The sequence below is a fragment of the Shewanella eurypsychrophilus genome (assembly GCF_007004545.3).
GTDB classification, from domain to species: domain Bacteria; phylum Pseudomonadota; class Gammaproteobacteria; order Enterobacterales; family Shewanellaceae; genus Shewanella; species Shewanella eurypsychrophilus.
Genome location: NZ_CP045503.2, coordinates 4983385 through 4999970 on the forward strand (window position 1 = coordinate 4983385; position 16586 = coordinate 4999970).

General features: G+C 43.7%; 15 protein-coding genes. All 15 read right to left on the reverse strand.

Features of this window, described 5'->3' with window-relative positions; all coding sequences use genetic code 11:
- Positions 1–70: 70 nt before the first annotated feature.
- The 15 genes from FM038_RS21280 to hflK all read right to left on the reverse strand — a co-directional run bounded on the left by FM038_RS21280 (position 71) and on the right by hflK (position 16553).
- Entirely contained in the window at positions 71–868 is a 798-nt protein-coding gene (locus FM038_RS21280) for a DUF1338 domain-containing protein (protein ID WP_142873958.1), read from the reverse strand.
- Between the two features lie 184 nt (positions 869–1052).
- Positions 1053–2513 (reverse strand): succinylglutamate-semialdehyde dehydrogenase, encoded by a 1461-nt coding sequence (astD, locus tag FM038_RS21285; RefSeq protein WP_142873957.1) that lies wholly within the window; start codon positions 2511–2513, stop codon positions 1053–1055.
- A gap of 8 nt (positions 2514–2521) precedes the next feature.
- A complete protein-coding gene (gene astA, locus FM038_RS21290; protein ID WP_142873956.1) occupies positions 2522–3541 on the reverse strand; it encodes an arginine N-succinyltransferase in 1020 nt (339 codons plus the stop codon).
- 148 nt (positions 3542–3689) lie between these two features.
- Positions 3690–4907 (reverse strand): aspartate aminotransferase family protein, encoded by a 1218-nt coding sequence (locus FM038_RS21295; RefSeq protein WP_142873955.1) that lies wholly within the window; start codon positions 4905–4907, stop codon positions 3690–3692.
- Positions 4908–5347: 440 nt separating this feature from the next.
- The gene (locus FM038_RS21300) at positions 5348–6490 is read right to left on the reverse strand and encodes an HDOD domain-containing protein (RefSeq protein ID WP_142873954.1); all 1143 of its coding nucleotides are present in this window, start codon (positions 6488–6490) and stop codon (positions 5348–5350) included.
- Positions 6491–6621: 131 nt separating this feature from the next.
- Entirely contained in the window at positions 6622–7029 is a 408-nt protein-coding gene (locus tag FM038_RS21305; RefSeq protein WP_142873953.1) for a hypothetical protein, read from the reverse strand.
- Positions 7030–7104: 75 nt separating this feature from the next.
- Complete coding sequence (locus FM038_RS21310; protein WP_142873952.1) at positions 7105–9588, reverse strand: S9 family peptidase; 2484 nt, start codon at positions 9586–9588, stop codon at positions 7105–7107.
- Between the two features lie 161 nt (positions 9589–9749).
- The gene (locus FM038_RS21315; RefSeq protein ID WP_142873951.1) at positions 9750–10322 is read right to left on the reverse strand and encodes an anthranilate synthase component II; all 573 of its coding nucleotides are present in this window, start codon (positions 10320–10322) and stop codon (positions 9750–9752) included.
- 159 nt (positions 10323–10481) lie between these two features.
- The gene (locus tag FM038_RS21320; protein WP_142873950.1) at positions 10482–10964 is read right to left on the reverse strand and encodes a ClpXP protease specificity-enhancing factor; all 483 of its coding nucleotides are present in this window, start codon (positions 10962–10964) and stop codon (positions 10482–10484) included.
- Positions 10964–11593: a stringent starvation protein SspA gene (sspA, locus tag FM038_RS21325; protein WP_142873949.1), complete on the reverse strand. Its 630-nt coding sequence runs from the start codon at positions 11591–11593 to the stop codon at positions 10964–10966. Before sspA ends, FM038_RS21320 begins: the two co-directional genes overlap by 1 nt.
- Before the next feature lie 98 nt (positions 11594–11691).
- Complete coding sequence (locus FM038_RS21330) at positions 11692–12393, reverse strand: cytochrome c1 (RefSeq protein WP_142873948.1); 702 nt, start codon at positions 12391–12393, stop codon at positions 11692–11694.
- Positions 12393–13607, reverse strand: coding sequence for a cytochrome b (locus FM038_RS21335; protein ID WP_142873947.1), 1215 nt, complete (start codon positions 13605–13607; stop codon positions 12393–12395). The genes FM038_RS21330 and FM038_RS21335 overlap by 1 nt, the downstream gene beginning before the upstream one ends.
- On the reverse strand, positions 13607–14197 hold the full coding sequence (gene petA / locus FM038_RS21340; protein ID WP_142873946.1) for a ubiquinol-cytochrome c reductase iron-sulfur subunit: 591 nt from the start codon (positions 14195–14197) through the stop codon (positions 13607–13609). Before petA ends, FM038_RS21335 begins: the two co-directional genes overlap by 1 nt.
- A 326-nt stretch (positions 14198–14523) precedes the next feature.
- Entirely contained in the window at positions 14524–15402 is an 879-nt protein-coding gene (gene hflC, locus FM038_RS21345; RefSeq protein WP_142873945.1) for a protease modulator HflC, read from the reverse strand.
- Positions 15403–15404: 2 nt separating this feature from the next.
- Positions 15405–16553, reverse strand: a complete 1149-nt coding sequence (gene hflK / locus FM038_RS21350) for an FtsH protease activity modulator HflK (RefSeq protein WP_142873944.1) — start codon at positions 16551–16553, stop codon at positions 15405–15407.
- Positions 16554–16586 lie beyond the last annotated feature (33 nt).

Genomic DNA, 16586 nt, shown 5'->3' on the forward strand with positions numbered 1-16586 from the left:
CTCTTCCAAAAGAACAAGGCCTGAATTCAGATCAGGCCTTGTTCTTCAGTAGTACTCAATCGCTATATGACTAACTTGCATTAGTACTTTCAAAAATTTTATCCGCAGAGGCCGCTACAAAGCCCGTATAAAGACTTCCGTCTGCTTTAGGGTAACGCAGTGCAAACTCATAGAAACAGCTTGGGATCTCTTTCTGTGCGTCTTTAAAGCTCACTGAAATACGATCAGCCATGGTCGACGACTGCTCAAGTAATACTTCAGCAGACCCTTTTACTTCACCACCCGCCGAATTTAAGACAAAATCGCCTTTTTTCAGGGTCTCATTCACATCTAAGATGCTGGTGTAGCCAGGCAAGTGGTTAATAGATACGGTGAAATGGTTGGCCCTATAACCGAAAGCAGCAACCCAAGCGGCGTACTCACTTTCATCAAGCAAAGCTTCATAGGTCTTGGAGTCTAGCTCCCAGTGACGGCCTGAATAGAGGAAGTCATCAGCCTTAGTCGCGGCAACATCAATCTGTTCAACCAGACCCTTGATGGTGTTTTGTAGCTCTGGGCTAAACTCTTCGACTAATAGCTCAGAGATAAACACTTTAGGCTGTGTCGCATCTGGGTGCTCAAAATGCTTAGCTTTAAGCTTCTTAGCTTCAAAATTGTAATCACCACAATCCACATAGCCTAGTGACAAAAAGTGAGCCGAAAGCACATTTAGATTAACTTTTTCAATGTTAAATGTGCGCAAAGCAATATGATCGTTGATGATGGTCTCACCTCGAGAAAGCAGCTGATGAACTTTCGCTGCCGAGGGGGTCATCTCAACGTAATCATTCCAAAGGTTTTCAAATAGCTTGTTAATATCTGTGTGCATCAATTTCTTCCTTAACGGCATCGTGCTGTTCAGTCATGGCCTAAGCTATGCTGTTTATTCTTTTCACGACATAAGTACTGCAAGAGTAGTACAGCGAGAGAGTAGCGGTTTTGGCCTTTCAAACATTTCTGTACATAAAAAAGGGAAACACCTGCAAGGTGTTTCCCATCGTTTAATTATAAATTTAGAGGCTCAAACCTGGACTCAAGTTAGCAGGAAGACTGACGACATCGGCCTCCACTGAAGCAACCGGATAAGAACAGTAGTCGGCCGCATAAAATGCACTCGCTCTGTGATTACCCGAAGCGCCAACACCACCAAATGGTGCAGCACCGGAAGCGCCTGTGATCTGCTTATTCCAGTTAACGATACCGGCACGAATACGAGCCAAGAAGTAATCGTAATCTTCACGGCTATCGGCAAGAATACCCGCAGACAGACCGTAACGAGTACTGTTCGCTAACTTGATAGCTTCATCGAAGTCGCTGTAACGAACTACTTGTAGTAATGGACCAAAATATTCTTCATCCGGAAGCTCGATGACGTTAGTTACATCGATCAAGCCAGGAGACACAAGGCCAGTACCCACTTCTAAGTGAGTAAGCTCCACGAGAGACTCACCACCTAAGTTCAGCAGGTTACGCTGCGCCTCTACCATGCCTTTAGCGGCAATCTCTGAGATCATAGAGCCCATAAATGGCTGTGGCTGCACATTCCAGGCACCCACTTTAATCTGCTTAACCGCATTCGCAAGCATCTCGAGTAGAGCATCACCTTGTGCGCCTTTCTCAACATAGAGACGACGTGCGCAGGTACAACGCTGACCCGATGAGATATAAGCGGATTGAATGATGTCGTGTACCGCAGCTTTAGTATCTTGAACACCCTTAACGATAAGCGGATTATTACCACCCATCTCCAGTGCTAAAATCTTGCCAGGTTCACCGGCATATTGCTGATGTAAGATATGACCCGTGCGCGAGCTACCAGTAAAGAACAAACCATCAATCTGTGGATGAGCGGCTAACGCCTTCCCAGTTTCGAGTTCGCCTTGCACCAAGTTAATCACGCCAGCCGGAAGTCCAGCTTTGTCCCATAGCTTCAGCATAAGCTCGGCGACTTTTGGGGTTAGCTCCGATGGCTTAAAGATCACAGTATTACCCGCAAGTAGCGCAGGAACGATATGACCATTTGGTAGATGGCCAGGGAAATTATATGGACCAAACACAGCAACGACACCGTGAGGCTTATGACGCAACACTGCACGTCCAGCAGGCGTATCATTTTCACTGCTTCCAGTACGTTTATGGTAAGCGGCGACTGAAAGCCCAATCTTACCTATCATGGCACCGGCTTCGGTAGCAGTTTCCCACTGAGGCTTGCCAGTCTCTTGTGCAATAACTTCCGCTATCTCGGCTTTGTTGTCTTCTAGCTGAGTACGGTAAGCTTCAACAATTGCCAAGCGAGCATCAAAACCTAGCATAAACCAATCAAACTGAGCGTCACGCGCTGCATCGACAGCGATATTAACTTGCTCTGGAGTCGCTGTTTTGCTGTTCCAGATAACTTCATTGTTTGCTGGGTTTTTAGATGTCACATCGTGACCTAGGCCTGCAACCCACTGACCTTTAATAAATTGAGTCATTTTTTTTCCTACAAAGCCAATATACGGATTTGGTCACCATCAGACAGCAATAAACCTGCTGCTAATTCCGGTGAGATAATCACCTCATCACTCTCTTCTGTGATCAGAAGTTTAGCTGAGGTCGCACGATAATTGGCTAGTTGAGTATTTGATATGATATAGCTGGTCTCAGTGTCTGGCACTTCACCAATATGGATCGTGAACAAGCGGCTTTCTCTTACCGATCTGATGTCGGACAAGTTACATTCAACCGTGGGGCCACCATCAAAAATATCCACATAACCTCGGCACTTAAACCCCTCAGCCTGCAGTAAATTTAACGCAGGACGAGTGTTGGCATGAACTTCACCTATCACTTTCTGCGCTTCTTCCGGTAACAAGCACACATAGACAGCATTTTTTGGCATCATCTCAGCCATAAAGGCTTTCTGCCCGAGCCCGGACAGATAATCAGCCTCGACGAAATCTATGCCTAAGAAATGCTTCTGAAGCCAGTCATAGAAGGGAGAATTGCCCGCTTCATCACTTTCTCCGCGCATCTCGGCAATAACGGTTTCACCGAAACGATCGCTATGCTGCGCTAAGAATAGGAAGCGACTACGAGATAACATTCTACCGTTGTTATTTTTGCGGTAGGTATCACGTAGAAATAGCGTACACAGCTCTGCTGCACCCGTGTAGTCATGACATAAGGTTAAGGTTTCAACTTCATTTCTTACATCGATCTGCTCCGAGTGATACACCTCAGTACCTAAACGGTAATGATAAAATGCATCTTCCATGCCTACAGCGGCTTCAAGACCACAAGTACCGACGACTTCGCCAGACTCAGTATCTTCAAGTACCATCAGGTAACCTTCATCGAAGGGTTTAACCACCTGCTTTTGAAACGAAGCCTCTACACGAGCAATCTTACTTCTGAGTAGATCTTCGTTAACAGGCAAAGAAGTAAAACCATGACCTGATTCTTCGGCTATTTGATAAAGCGCTTCATAGTCGCTAGATCGGATAGGACGTATGATTAACATCTCAGTGTCTCCTCACTGTTGCTCATCACTCAACCGCTTACTTATCTTTAGCATGAATACCTATTAAGACAAGTCGCTTACGGCTAAGGTTCAAGTATTGCCAATGACAAAAAAGCGAGAGGTAAATATCTCTCGCTCATTCAGTCAATTAGCCTGCAACTACTTTAGCAACTGCACGTTCAAAACGTGCTAGACCTTCGGCAATATCAGCCTCTGGGATAACCAGTGATGGAGTGAAGCGAATAACATTTGCGCCTGCGATCAGACTCATCAAGCCTTCAGCTGTACCAGCAACCAAGAACTCTTTAGCACGCCCCTGGAATTTTTCATTGAGTACAGCGCCAAGCAAAAGACCTTGGCCACGAACTTCAGTGAACACATCGTACTTGTCATTGATCTTATTCAGACCATCACGTAATAACTGCTCTCGCATTTTAACGCCTTGCAATACTTCCGGAGTATTGACGACATCCAGTACCGCATTAGCAACAGCACAAGCTAGCGGATTACCGCCATAAGTAGAGCCATGGGTACCAATTTTAAGATGAGCAGCAATCTCTTTGGTCGTCAGCATCGCCGCAATAGGGAAACCGCCACCTAACGCTTTGGCCGTAGTGAGTACATCAGGTACCACGTCACCACGCATATATGAGTAAAGCTCACCTAAACGACCAACACCCGTTTGCACTTCATCAAAAACAAGCAGTGCATTGTGCTTATCACAAAGTGCACGAACTGCTTTGAGGAATTCTGGATCGGCATCGATGATCCCACCTTCTCCTTGAAGAGGCTCCATCATAATGGCACAAGTTTTATCTGAGATAACCGCTTCTAGTGCAGCAATGTCATTAAATGGAACATGAGTAATGCTCTGTGGCTTAGGACCGAAGCCATCAGAATATGCAGCCTGACCACCGACACTCACGGTAAAGAAAGTACGACCGTGAAAAGCTTTATCAAATGCGATGATTTGATCTTTCTCTGCACCAAACTTATCCATTGCATAACGACGAACTAGCTTCAATGCAGCTTCGTTGGCTTCTGCACCAGAGTTTGCGAAATATACACGATCGGCAAATGTTGCATTAACTAATTTAGTCGCGAGTTCAAGTGCTGGCTCGTTCGTCATGACATTAGATAGATGCCAAAGCTTTTCGCCTTGCTCTTTTAATGCACCAACTAGGGCTGGATGACAATGGCCTAGACAGTTAACGGCAATACCACCGGCAAAATCGATAAACTCTTTACCTGCTTGATCCCAAACTCGGCTACCTTCCCCTCGGACAGGGATAACTGCCGACGGCGCATAGTTAGGCACCATTACTTCATCAAATTGGGCTCTTGTCAGTGTATTGTTGACGCTCATACCTTCTCATCCTTTATTGTGTTAATGGCTCTGTAAGCCACTATTGCCGCCTTTTATCATTATAAAAATTCGTGATGGCGGTGCTTGTTTACATTACTTAAGAGACATTAATAGCGAAAATGTGATCAAAATACCAGTTTCTTACACTCATCTTAGAACAGCATCGCATATTTAGTGCATAAAGATTTGGCTTTTAGAATTATACAAGCGTTTATGGCGGGGGTTTACAGCATAACTAGTCATAAAAAAAGTTATTCGAACAAGGATTGGTTAACTATTCACGGTATATGAATAGTTAATGAAGGAATAGCGATGAAGTTTACTGAGTTAACTGGATTTTGGTTATAAATACCTCACTAAAAAAGTAACCAGCTTGAAAATAAAAAACCGCACAAGCTTTGCGAGTGCGGTTTAATTAACAGCAAGCTGAACTTCTGAAACTAAATAATGTTGAGCTTCTTGTAATTTTGCCCCTTAAGGCGGATTAGCTCTTGCTCAGATAGCTCATAATAATCATACATGATCCGCTTTTCTTGTGGATCGATCTGACGCATCTCTTCTAATAACAGAACCTTAGCAAAACAGTTAGCCCGTGCGACCATAGCCGCATCTTCAGATAGAGCTTGGTAACTTAAGTTATTATCAAGCTCTGATAGCAGCTTGGTCATTGGACTGTCTTTAAAGTCCAGATGATGAAGTAATTGCCAATTGAGCTTATTACCATGTTCCAGTACGAGCCGATAGACCTTCTCTGCCGGAAACTCAGTCGCTACCACCGCATCATAGACCTCTTTATCTCGACTTCCACTGGCCTCTCTTAACCAGGTTCCCCAAGTCTCTTCAAACAGCTTTGCGCTATTTTTTAACACTACAGAAGGGCCAAGTTGACTCAGCAAGGTACATGTATAGACAAAGGAGCCGTCTCTCTCATGCAATTTAGCCAAGGCCTGAGCAGCAATGGCACTCACAACTGAGTATCGCCACAGTTTTCTAGTGATCCACAGCAAGTTGGCATGGCCGGTAGGTAGCCAATTCCTAGTACAAAAGTAAGGGATCAAGAGCTTAATATTTTCGATGCCGATAAAGTTAAGCACTAGCTTAATATCGGTCACTTTAACATCGGAACTCTGGGGACGGCGATGACGAAAGGAGGCACTGTTCACCATGTTAGTTAAATCTCTCACTAACCAGGCTTGCTCCGAGATCAATGGTTTTAGCCGATTGATGTCTACATTTTTACTTTGCAACAGCTCTAACATCAACAACTGATTTTCATTGACATCTGAATGCTTCAAGACCTGCTCAGGAGAAGATAACCTGTGATCGACAGCATTATTTACTGTACTGATAAGTTGGGATGAAACCTCCTCAAAGACCTGTTTTGCTTGTATTTGTTTTGCTAACCGCTCTAAAACTGCCTCTCTCTCGATGGCCAGTTTATTTGCATCTCCTTCGAGCTCAGCATCGAGCTCATCGAACATAGAATTAGACTTTTGCTTGCCGACAATGAGCTGTTGGTAAAGTCTATGTTCGATTTCAATAATTTTTCCAGGCCTAACGCCACCGGCTACTGATATCGCCACGTTCCGCTTTTTCCTCGTAGATTCTATAGTTACAATTTAGCATTAATCTGCTTCATTTAGCAGAAATTACAGAGAATTATCTGTGTTTTAATACTTTTAAAGCAAATTATCTGAGCCAATATTTTGAAGGATTATTTACCTTTTCGGTCAAAGACAAGCGATCCATTCCCTGTATTTGACTGATATTGGCCTTCGAGTCTCTGCCCATCATCAGACAAGATGAGTATGTGACGTCCCTCCTCTACCCAGCCAGGAATGGGCCGCGTTACTTTAACCTTGTATTCAAGCGTACGCCCTTTCCGACTGCCAATGCCGTACTCAACCATGGCAATACCTTTGTACTCAACATAGTGACTGACATGTATAGCATCACCGTCCTGAGCAATGATCATGGTGCCGTTGGTAAAGTCAGCAGTGTTCACATCGGTCCACAAGCCATCAATTGAGAGGCTTTCAGTAGCCGTAGCATGGTAAGGAACAAGCATACTCGTTAGCGCAAGTATGCTCGTTACGGCTGTTTTTAGTAGTTGATTCAACATTACACACCTACTTAAATAAAAAAGGCCTCACTTGGAGGCCTGTACACAGTTAATGATGGCTTATACCGATTGCTATTACTTTAACTCTTGCTCAAATAACTTATAAATACGGCGATACTCATCTAACCAACTTGAAGGCTGCTTAAAACCATGAGGCTCTACTGGATAGATAGCCGTTTCAAACATTGGCTTCTCTAGCTCAATCAGGCGCTGAACCAGACGAACGCTATCCTGGAAGAAGACATTATCATCCAGAACACCACTCATTATAAGTAATGGCTTCTCTAGCCCTTGTGCGTGCTCAATAGGAGAGCTGCGCTCATAGGCAATAGCATCTACATCTGGAGTATTAAGAATATTTGAAGTGTAAGGCGCGTTATAGTGTGCCCAATCAGTCACTGGACGTAATGCTGCGCCAGCCTGAAATAACTCAGGCTCAGTAAATAAAGCCATAAATGTCAGGAAACCACCATAAGAGCCACCATAGGTGCCTACTTTTGCAGAATCGACATTGACGTTACTTGCCATCCAAGCCACACCATCTTTTAAGTCTTCAACTTCCGGATGTCCCATGTTGCGATAAACAGCCGTACGCCAGTCGCGTCCATAGCCTTTTGAGCCGCGGTAATCCATATCCATGACCACATAACCTTGTTGGGTTAGTAAATTATGAAACATAAATTCACGAAAATAACCGGAGAAACCATAATGGGCATTCTGTAAGTAACCGGCACCATGATTGAAAACTACCGCAGGGTACTTATCGGCACTGTTTTTATCATAGCCTTGAGGAAGATAAACTCGAGCATAGACGTCTCCAGCTCCATGACTAGATGGAACAGCAACAACTTCAGGTGCTTGCCACGGATAACTGTTAAAGGCTTCACTCGTGTAGTGCGTCAGCTGCTTTCGCTCACCACCAATTTCTTTTACGAATAGCTCAGCAGGTTCGGTGCGGCGTGACGCATTCAACAATAAGTGACTGCCATCAGGGCTCAGCTCATAATCAAGCTGCCCATCCCATTGAGTCAATTGTTCACTATTACCTGTAGCGATCTCCACTCGATAAACATTATCGATACCAGGATGAGTTTTATTCGCCTTGTAATAGATAAACTCGGCCTTAGGGCCTAAAGTGACACTACTCACAACAAACTGTCCCTGAGTCAAAGGCTCGGCTTGTTTATTCTTCTGCTTTAGATAAAGGTGAGAATAGCCAGTCTCTTCAGATAAATAATATATATCGTCAGTGTCTGTCACCCAGCCAAACTGGTTGAAAGTATAATTAACCCAAGCAGTATCATGCAGCCTATGTTCAGTCTTCAAGGCACCTTTATCAAAATCAATAGTGGCTATCCATCTATCTTTGTTATCAACGGATTCAAGCATAACGGCGACACTGTGGCCATTGCCTTGCCATTGGATTGCAGATTGTGACCAGCCCCAGTCTTGCATAAGCTGGATCTTACGCGGTGATTTTTCACTTTTATAACCAGTACCTACAGCTTTGGCATTTTCGCGCTTAACACTCGCCAGCACATCTTCATCGAAACCTGTGAGTCCTTCGATGGTGATATCTTTTTTGGTATGGGTCTTAAGATCGAGTAGCACTAGACGCTCACCAACAGGTTTGTCTTCTGCAACACGTGCTCTTGCCGGCACTGCATCAACATAACCCTCTTTACCTAAATAGTTAGGCATGATGTCGTGCTCACTGCGCCAAGTGTAATTTTTATCAATAAGAGATAAAAGTACATAACGTCCGTCTGGAGAAAGACTCAAGTCTGAAACTGTCTCACTGTCACCTAAGTACCACGTCTTAGCTGACATCGTCGGGTCAGCTTTAGCGAGCTCATGCTTATATTCTTCTTTCTGTTGTGCCTTTCTTTGCTGTAAGGCAACGTACTCGATCAACCTATGCTGCTGCTTAGCAATATAGCTCTCAGGCTCCTGCACACCTTTAGGCGCAGCTGTCATCTTGATATTAGCTATCTGTTCAAATAAACCACTGTCTTGATGAATGCGAAAAACTTGATCTGCCTGCCAGAATGCAATATCACCGTTGGCAATAAATCGTACTCCCTCCACTGCTGCATTCTGTCTTGTTAGCTGAGAAACTTCACCTGATACTAAATCTTTAACGAACAAATTACCTTGGTAGATATAGGCTTTGCGGGTTTTATCTTTATTAATGACGCCAGATTGCTGATCCGCAAGATGAAGCTTATTGAGTGCTAGCTGTGAAGCAGCCACTTCTTCTATACCTTGCTGGTAATAATCACGAATGGAAGATGCGTGCGCTTGCCTTGCAAAGTAAATTGATTGGCTATCATCACTCCAATAAGCCCCTTTGGCTAGAAGTCCCATCCAATCAGGATTAGCCATGATTTGATTTAAGGTTAAACCTTGATTGACCTGGGGAGGAGTGGCTAGAACAACCTGGCTAGAAGCTCGATTTACTTGAGGCGTTACTTGAGTTTGGTTCCCGGTAGCAGAACAACCCGCTAACACCGCTAAAGCCACTATGCTGAGCCCTGAATTTCGCAGCAGACCTGTCATTATTCTTCCTTTTGTTTTCAATGATCCTGACCCACTCATTTGAGTGTCATACTTCGTCATTGATATTATTTTGCGGATATTTATATCACAAAAGGGATAATGTTTAGTTAGGAATCTTTATAAAACTTGTAACAAGCTAAAAATAACAACAGATAGTAAATTTAAGCTAAATCTAAGAAGTTCTGCAGTAATTCATGACCTTGCTGTGTGAGTACAGATTCAGGATGAAACTGGACACCATAGATAGGCAAGGTTTTATGACTCATGGCCATGATTTCATGTCCATGCACTGGATCGTCAAACCAAGCATCAAGCAAAAAATCAGTGGGGATATCATCAACGAGCAAAGAGTGATATCGGGTCACAGTGAGTGGATTGGCTAATAGTGAAAAGAGCCTTTTCTCATTATGACAAATTGCGCTGGTTTTACCATGCATAACACGTTTAGCGCGGATCACCTGAGAGCCAAAGACTTGTGCAATCGCTTGATGGCCTAAACAAACACCCAGTATTGGCATTTTACCACTGAAATGTTTAATCGCCGCTAGAGATATGCCAGCCTCATTAGGCGTACATGGACCAGGTGAGATGACCAGATAGTTAGGCGCTAACGCTTCAATTTCCTCTATGGTTATCTCATCGTTTCGTTTAACCAAGATCTCTTGACCTAGCTGCTGAAAGTACTGCACTAAGTTAAAAGTAAAAGAATCATAGTTATCGATCATCAACAACATGGAACGAGTTCATCCTAACAAAAAGCTGGCGAAAGATGCTATCACACGCATAATACCAGTTCCATTAAATAAGCGCTCATTCCGCGGGAATTAAAAACGCTGTAGACGGGCAATAAAAAAGCCAGTCAAAAGACTGGCTTTAATGTTCACCTGCAAGCATTACTTAACAAGAGTGAGATGACTACGTCTCTTTGGCTCTGGTACTTTATCAGTAACAAAAGTATCAACTGGCGCAGAGTCACTTGTTGAATCAAGCGTTTCGGCCACTTCCGGTTGAACGACTGATAAACCCGCCTCTTCAGACTCGTCACCAACTTCGTAAGCCTCTTCCATATCGAAGACTGTACCAGCACCATTTTCGCGAGCGTAAATTGCAACAATCGCAGCCATAGGCAAAACAACTTGCTGCGGAACACCACCAAAACGTGCATTAAACTCAATAAAATCATGACCTATCTGCAGATTACCTACAGCGGATGATGTAATATTTAGTACAATCTGACCATCTTTAACATATTGTTGAGGAACCTGAGTGCCTGGCACGTAGGCGTCAACGACGACATGTGGCGTGAGCTCATTATCCATCAACCAATCATAATATGCTTGCAGCAAGTATGGGCGATTAGGAGTCATAGGTTTCATTAGATTCCCATGCGCATTTCGCGCTCGGTCTCTGTAAGAGAAGCTTTGAAAGATTCACGATCGAATAAACGAGTCATGTAAGCTTTAACTTCTTTAGCTGTACGATTATCGAGTTCGATACCCAGTACAGGTAGACGCCATAACAGCGGACCAAGATAGCAATCAGCTAAGCCAAACTCTTCGGCCATGAAATAAGGCATTTCATTAAAGACTGGTGCGATAGAGGTTAGACTCTCTTGTAACTCTTTACGAGCAGCATCGGCACGATCACCGCTTCTGATACGGTTAACTAATGTATACCAATCATTTTCGATTCTATGCATCATTAAGCGAGTCTGTCCACGAGATACCGGGTAAACAGGCATTAGTGGCGGGTGCGGAAAACGCTCATCCAAGTACTCCATGATGATGCGTGAGTTATAAAGCACAAGTTCACGATCGACCAAAGTAGGTACAGTGTTATAAGGGTTCAGCTCGATCAGGCCTTCAGGCATCTCACTTGGTTCAACCTCAAGTACATCAACGGTAACACCCTTTTCAGCCAAGACAATACGTACTTGATGACTATAGAGATCATCACCACCTGAATACAGCGTCATGATTGAACGTTTATTGGCAGCAACAGCCATTGATACTCTCCTGAATTATTTAGGAAAAGCAAAAACAAACGAGGGGCAAAGCCCCTCGTTTAGAATATGCGAATAATACATTCTAACCTTTATCAGCGTTAGTGTACATCTCTCCAGTATTCTTTCTTCAACAAATAAGCAATGATGAAGAAGATAAACAAGAAGCCCATTACCCACCAACCTAAGCTTTCACGCTCAAGTTTAACTGGATCACCTGAGTAAACCAGAAAACCAGTGATATCACGAACCGCTTGATCATACTCTTCTGCATTTAGCTCACCGCCAGTGGCAACAAGCGTACCATCTTCTTGTTTAACTGGGGTGCCTTGAAGGTGTTCTAGGACATGAGGCATACCTACCAATGGGAACACGGTATTGTTAACACCGAATGGACGACTCTCATCTTTATAGAAACCTTTAAGATAAGTGTAGATCCAATCTTCTCCTCGAACACGAGCCACTAATGTTAGGTCTGGTGGCGTTGCACCGAACCATTTAGCAGCCCCATCTTCAGGGATGGCATTTTCCATCAAGTCACCAGGCTTAGCATCTTCATTGAACATATACTTAGCACGCATATCATCAAGTGAAATATCTAAGTCTGCAGCAACACGGCTATAACGTTGGTACTGAGTACTATGACAGCCAGAACAATTCTGCTGAAACAGGTCAAGACCACGCTCTAGAGATGCACTATCGTTTAGATCGATGTTAGCGCTCTCTAGATGTACATGTGAACCACCCGCTGCAAATGCTAGAGACGGAACTAAGGTAACTAATGCTATCAGTAATTTTTTCATTAGTGAGTCAACCTCTCTGGTACAGGCTTAGTTTTCTCGTTCTTACTGTAGATCCAAAGGAACAAGAAGAAACCGAAGTAAGTCAGAGTAAATACTCGTGCCGCAATCGTTAATTCAGGTGTTGCAGGAACTGCACCTAAGTAACCAAGAACCACAAATGACACTGCAAACTGACCTATGTTCAACTTATGAGTCAAACTACGGTAACGAACAGATTTAACCTTACAGCGGTCTAACCATGGCAATACAAAGAGTACTGCTATCGCTAATCCCATGCCGACAACACCTAATAACTTATCAGGGATGGCACGCAATATTGCGTAGAAAGGTGTGAAGTACCAAACTGGAGCGATATGCTCAGGCGTCTTCATTGGGTTTGCCGCTTCAAAGTTAGGTTTCTCGAGGAAGTAACCACCACCTTCTGGCATAAAGAACAATACATAGCAGAAGACAATCAGGAAGCCTGCGACACCCATGATATCTTTAACTGTGTAGTAAGGGTGGAATGGAATACCATCTTTCGGCCAACCATTTTCATCCTTGTTCTTCTTAATCTCAATACCATCGGGGTTATTTGAACCCACTTCATGTAAAGCGATTAAGTGCAAGAAAACCAACACAACTAGCACTAATGGCAATGCAATAACATGCAAGGCGAAGAAGCGGTTGAGGGTCGCACCAGAGACAACAAAGTCACCACGGATCCACAATGTTAGGTCATCACCAATAATAGGAATTGCACCAAACAAAGAAATAATTACCTGGGCCCCCCAATATGACATCTGTCCCCAAGGAAGCAGGTAACCCATAAAGGCTTCAGCCATCAAGACGAGGAAGATAAGCATACCGAATAACCAAAGAAGTTCTCTTGGCTTTTGGTAAGAACCGTAGATTATACCGCGGAACATATGCAGGTAGATCACCACGAAAAAGGCTGAAGCGCCAGTGGAGTGCATATAACGCAACAACCAACCGTACTCAACATCTCGCATGATGTATTCGATTGACGCAAAAGCGCCTTCGGCAGTTGGCACATAGTTCATCGTTAGCCAGATACCAGTTAGAAGCTGGTTAACCAGCACCAACATAGCTAAAGAACCGAAAAAGTACCAAAAGTTAAAGTTCGTAGGCGTCGCATATTGACCAACATGGCGATTATAAGTCGCCGTCATAGGAATGCGAGCATCGATCCAATCAACAACATTCTTAATCATTATGCTGCTCCCTTATCGACACCGATGATGACATTGCCTTCACCGATATACTGATGCGGTGGAACAACTAAGTTCAATGGGGCTGGTACACCTTGGAAAACACGACCAGCCATATCAAACTTAGAACCGTGACAAGGACAGAAGAAGCCTGAAGGAACACCTTCAACCTGCTCACCGAACGTATCTGGTAAATAAGTAGGAGAACAACCTAAGTGAGTACATAGACCCACCGCGATAAAGTACTCGGGGTTGATAGAGCGAACCGCATTCTGTGCATATGAAGGCTGTTGCTCTTCTACTGATGCTGGATCACGTAATTGGTTATCAAGTGTAGCAAGGTTATTTAGGATCTCTTCAGTACGACGTACAACCCAAACAGGTTTGCCACGCCATTCAACTCGGATCAATTGACCTGGCTCTACTTTGCTTATATTTACTTCAACCGGTGCGCCTGCAGCTTTCGCTTTGGCACTCGGATTCCATGACTTTATAAAAGGAACCGCTACAGCGACGGCACCTGCACCACCTACTACGGCGGTTGCTGCGGTCAGAAATCTGCGACGTCCGGTATCGACTGGCGCATTGCTCATCCACTTATCTCCAGAGAGTGTTGGAATTTTTGTTTTAAATTATTTTTAAAAATCGGGTTTCACCCCAAAACTCAAAAACGAAACTTGAGGCGGAGCTCATTATAGCCAAAAATTAGAAGCAGATCATAGTAAATCAGATAACAAAGTTAACTATGTTCACAAAATCGCATCAGCAGCACATAAAATGGACACTTATATAGATAAATAAATGACAGAAATGCAAAGTTAAGTCACAAATAACGAATAGCATACCTTGCTAAATTAGTCGTTTAGGAATACAAAGCAAAAAAAACCCGGCAAATGCCGGGTTTTTCATTGAAACAAGCTTATTTGATTTGTGGACTCTTCATGTATTTGAAGAATTCACTATCTGGCTCAAGCACCATCACGTTCGAATCATTTTCGAAACTTGATTTATATGCTTCTAGACTACGTACAAAGCTATAAAATTCAGGGTCTTTAGAGAAAGTATCAGCATAAATCTTAGCAGCTGTTGCATCTCCTTCACCTCGAACCTCAAGTGCTTTACGTTGCGCCTCGGCCAACATGATCGTTACCGAAGCATCCGTCTTCGCCTTGATGATCTCAGACTGCTCCATACCCTGTGCTCTGTGCTCTTTCGCTACAGCGGTACGTTCTGCACGCATACGCTGATAGATACTTGAACTTACATTAGCAGGTAAGTTGATCTGTTTAACTCGAACATCAACTACTTCAATCCCTAGGTCTGCAGCACTTTCAGCGGCATTTCTAAGTGCATCTTGCTGCAACTCGTCACGACTACCAGAGACAATCTCTTTAATCGTGCGACGACCAAACTCGGTACGCAGATCGTTATTAATCTTACGCTGCAGTAGTGACTCGGCGTTCGCCTTGATACCACCATTAGTCGAAAGATAGTATTTCTCATGATCCATGATGCGCCACTTCACATAAGAGTCGACCATAAGGTCTTTCTTTTCTGAAGTTACGAATCGATCCGCTGCGCCATCCATTGTCTGAATACGCGAGTCTAGAAACTTAATCTTATCGATCATAGGCAGCTTAAGGTGCAAGCCTGGCTCATAAATACGTGTCACGCCATCATCTTTCAGGATTTTACCGAAGCGTGAAACTATCGCTCTTTCACCTTCGTTAACAACTAGAATCGATGATAAAAACACAGCAACAAGTACGGCAGCAATAATCGCAGTAAGTCTACCCATGATTAATTCCTCCCCTGACGTTCGCCACGAGTCGGACGCGTATCTAACGGTATACTCGTGTTACTTGATGAACCATAATTTGTCGATGAGCTCGTGGTTGAATTCGAGCTTACGTTTCTAGGTTTGCTATCAGCCTGATTTTTTTGCATCAGTTTATCTAATGGAAGGTACATCATGTTGCCGCTGTTTTTCGCATCGAGCAACACTTTACTAGTTCCACTCATCACTTCTTGCATAGCATCAAGGTATAAACGCTCACGTGTAACCTCAGGTGCTAACTGATATTCAGGTAGTAGCAATTCAAAGCTAGCCACTTTACCTCTAGCTTCTAAGATTTCACGCTGTTTGTATGCGTTAGCTTGCTGCTCCATACGCTGAACTTGACCACGAGCCTTAGGCTCAATGGCACGAGCATAAGCTTCTGCTTCACGGATAAAGCGCTGTTCATCTTCCTGTGCTGAAATCGCGTCATCAAAAGCATTTTTAACTTCCTCTGGCGGACGAGCAGGCAAGAAGTTCACATCAACGATATTAATACCCAGCTTATAAGGCTCAATAATACGTTCGACTTCAGCCCAAGTATCACGACGGATCTGATCACGACCAGTGGTCAAGATGTCATCCATCTTATTATGACCAACAACGTAACGCAGCGCACTGTCTGTAGCTTCGCGCAAACTTGCATTTGCATCAACAGCACTGAACAGGAAGTTATATGCGTCAGTCACTCTGTATTGAACATCAAGTTCAACCAGAACAACGTTTTCATCAGCTGTCAGCATGCTGCCTGAAGCAGGAATTGAACGTACAGTGCTCACATTGACTGGAAACACTTCATCGATAAATGTGGCTTTCCATTGTAAACCAGGATCGACTTGACCAATATACTGGCCAAATCTTAATGCGACGCCCTTCTCAGCTTCTTTTACTGTATAGAAACCAGAAAGTCCCCATACAACAATCGCAATACCTAACACAATGATAAGACCAAAAGAACTTACTTTTGGACCGTTACCATTACCTTTCCCACCGCCGAAGCGCTTAGAAAAGTTACGAAAAACTTCATCTAGATCTGGTGGTCCCTTATCGTTACCACTTTTATTTCCCCAAGGGTCTTTATTTCCCTTGTTACCGGGCTCGTTCCAAGCCATTTAGTACTCCATAGATGTATGAAATAAACGAGA

What these genes read in the sequence shown, in the direction of transcription:
- FM038_RS21280 (WP_142873958.1), bottom strand. Translation starts at nt 868, where the DNA reads ATGCACACAGATATTAACAAGCTATTTGAAAACCTTTGGAATGATTAC.
- astD (WP_142873957.1), bottom strand. Translation starts at nt 2,513, where the DNA reads ATGACTCAATTTATTAAAGGTCAGTGGGTTGCAGGCCTAGGTCACGAT.
- astA (WP_142873956.1), bottom strand. Translation starts at nt 3,541, where the DNA reads ATGTTAATCATACGTCCTATCCGATCTAGCGACTATGAAGCGCTTTAT.
- FM038_RS21295 (WP_142873955.1), bottom strand. Translation starts at nt 4,907, where the DNA reads ATGAGCGTCAACAATACACTGACAAGAGCCCAATTTGATGAAGTAATG.
- FM038_RS21305 (WP_142873953.1), bottom strand. Translation starts at nt 7,029, where the DNA reads ATGTTGAATCAACTACTAAAAACAGCCGTAACGAGCATACTTGCGCTA.
- FM038_RS21310 (WP_142873952.1), bottom strand. Translation starts at nt 9,588, where the DNA reads ATGACAGGTCTGCTGCGAAATTCAGGGCTCAGCATAGTGGCTTTAGCG.
- FM038_RS21315 (WP_142873951.1), bottom strand. Translation starts at nt 10,322, where the DNA reads ATGTTGTTGATGATCGATAACTATGATTCTTTTACTTTTAACTTAGTG.
- FM038_RS21320 (WP_142873950.1), bottom strand. Translation starts at nt 10,964, where the DNA reads ATGAAACCTATGACTCCTAATCGCCCATACTTGCTGCAAGCATATTAT.
- sspA (WP_142873949.1), bottom strand. Translation starts at nt 11,593, where the DNA reads ATGGCTGTTGCTGCCAATAAACGTTCAATCATGACGCTGTATTCAGGT.
- FM038_RS21330 (WP_142873948.1), bottom strand. Translation starts at nt 12,393, where the DNA reads ATGAAAAAATTACTGATAGCATTAGTTACCTTAGTTCCGTCTCTAGCA.
- FM038_RS21335 (WP_142873947.1), bottom strand. Translation starts at nt 13,607, where the DNA reads ATGATTAAGAATGTTGTTGATTGGATCGATGCTCGCATTCCTATGACG.
- petA (WP_142873946.1), bottom strand. Translation starts at nt 14,197, where the DNA reads ATGAGCAATGCGCCAGTCGATACCGGACGTCGCAGATTTCTGACCGCA.
- hflC (WP_142873945.1), bottom strand. Translation starts at nt 15,402, where the DNA reads ATGGGTAGACTTACTGCGATTATTGCTGCCGTACTTGTTGCTGTGTTT.
- hflK (WP_142873944.1), bottom strand. Translation starts at nt 16,553, where the DNA reads ATGGCTTGGAACGAGCCCGGTAACAAGGGAAATAAAGACCCTTGGGGA.